This is a genomic window from Ferviditalea candida, from assembly GCF_035282765.1.
Classification (GTDB): Bacteria; Bacillota; Bacilli; order Paenibacillales; family KCTC-25726; genus Ferviditalea; species Ferviditalea candida.
Genome location: NZ_JAYJLD010000086.1, coordinates 1 through 1,819 on the forward strand (window position 1 = coordinate 1; position 1,819 = coordinate 1,819).

Here is a 1,819-nt window from a genome sequence, read left to right on the forward strand (position 1 = left end):
ATCGGCTACATCGGCGACCTCGGCACAGGCAACGGCAGCCCGGGCTCGCTGCAGGGACCGGTGGATGAGAACGGCAATATTGTGCCGGATTATACCCCGAACAACAACAGCGATCCGCAGAACGGGAGCGGAGGAACGCTGACAGGAGGCTCACTTTCTGACGCTACGCTAACCGATTCAACCGGAACACTGACCGATGCCACAACCAGCACATCGACAGCAGGAGAAACGACCGTCACTGTCGAACAAGAACCGACAGAGGACATCACCACGGAACTGGTGAAGCTGAATCCGTATCGCTACGCGGGCTACTATTGGGATCGCAAGACGCAGTATTATTACCTGCAGGCCCGTTATTACGATCCGAGGAACGGGAGATTCCTGTCGGCGGATACTTTCCGTGGGGAGATTGGAAATCCATTAAGCTTGCACTTGTATGCATATTCTCTGAACAATCCCGTGAACTATTTAGATCCAAGTGGTCATGACCCTGTAGAAGTAAATATCTTACTTGACATTATTGAAAAAGCAAACAACGATTTTTCAAAATGGAAAATAGAAAGCATACAACAATATTTAAAGAAAATTGGATTTTATCAAGGGGAAGTAACCGGAAGATACAACTCTGATTTGTACAATGCTGTATTGCTCTATCAAATGGTATTAAATGATTTGCAAGGGGGGGCTGTTGTACTAAAAGGTCTTAATTTTGAGGTACACCGATTACCGGAAACTGGATTAGTAGACGATTTGACCTTCTATGCAGCACGACTTGATGCTAATATAGGACATTCAAAAAATGGTCGTTTTCAGAAAGTGATGCTTGAAGGGGATCTAATAATCGTAACATTTCCAGTAGAGGGGGTAGTTATTGAGAAAGGGATATCTTTGCTTGTAATGACAGCTCGTTACCTAAAAGTGGGTACGAAATTAAAGAGAATATCCAAGTTTTTTAAAAGTTCTAATAAGGGTAAGGGTAACACTGTAGATGACATTCTTAGTGATGCGACTCTAGGTAGAGCTACAAAGGGAAAAACTACACAATATGAAAAAATAGGTGGAAATTTCGAGCAAGCCAATAAAGAGTTTGATTCATTAAATCCATCAAACGTTAAAGATATTGAAACAAAATATGGTCCAGGAAAAACTGGAACGTTGCCTGATGGTAGAACAATAACGGTTCGACCTGGAAGTTCAGACGGTCGCCCGACACTTGAGATTAGAAATACTAACGGAAGGGGTATAGAGATTAGATATGGAAAACAGAGCCAGTGATATGCAAGAAGAATGGACTCGGTTAGAGCACGGTGTAATTCCAGAAGGGCAATTTATCGTTACAAGTCTTATCCAAAATTCGGATGGAACAAAAGTAGTTTTAGATGATGAAAAAAACGTTGTCGAGATAGTTTTTGATGGAATACCATCGTTAGTAAGAATCACTACAGAGGGTATTAGAATGAGAACTTGGAGTGAAGTCCAATTAAAGTATCAGAATAAATTTTTCTTTCAAAATTGGTTTTTCTATCAGGTTCAAAATTCTAAATTATCGAAATGGGCTAAAGAAGAAAGCTGTAATTTTTATGAAGAGGAGCAACTAAAACATTATTGTATCGTTACTAGCGAAGAAGTAATAGATATTTTAGCAGCATTTAAACCAATAGTTAAAGTATCAAAAATATAAGAAGCAGTTATGATTGCAAAGCGTGATTGGTTAGTCAGATTGTTCGCCGCTTCATTATATGGCGGGAAATAGCCATGGATTCGCCATTCGGTTTGGCGGAGCCAAACCGAAAATGTACCCGACAATAGCCTAATCCCT

General features: G+C 40.7%; 2 protein-coding genes. Both read left to right on the top strand.

What is annotated here, in order from left to right:
* A partial coding sequence (locus VF724_RS21105) for an RHS repeat-associated core domain-containing protein (protein WP_371756207.1) occupies nucleotides 1-1,275 on the top strand: 1,275 nt, incomplete at its 5' end.
* The gene (locus VF724_RS21110; protein WP_371756208.1) at nucleotides 1,256-1,681 is read left to right on the top strand and encodes a hypothetical protein; all 426 of its coding nucleotides are present in this window, start codon (nucleotides 1,256-1,258) and stop codon (nucleotides 1,679-1,681) included. The genes VF724_RS21105 and VF724_RS21110, both read left to right, overlap by 20 nt.
* The last annotated feature ends 138 nt before the right edge of the window (nucleotides 1,682-1,819 follow it).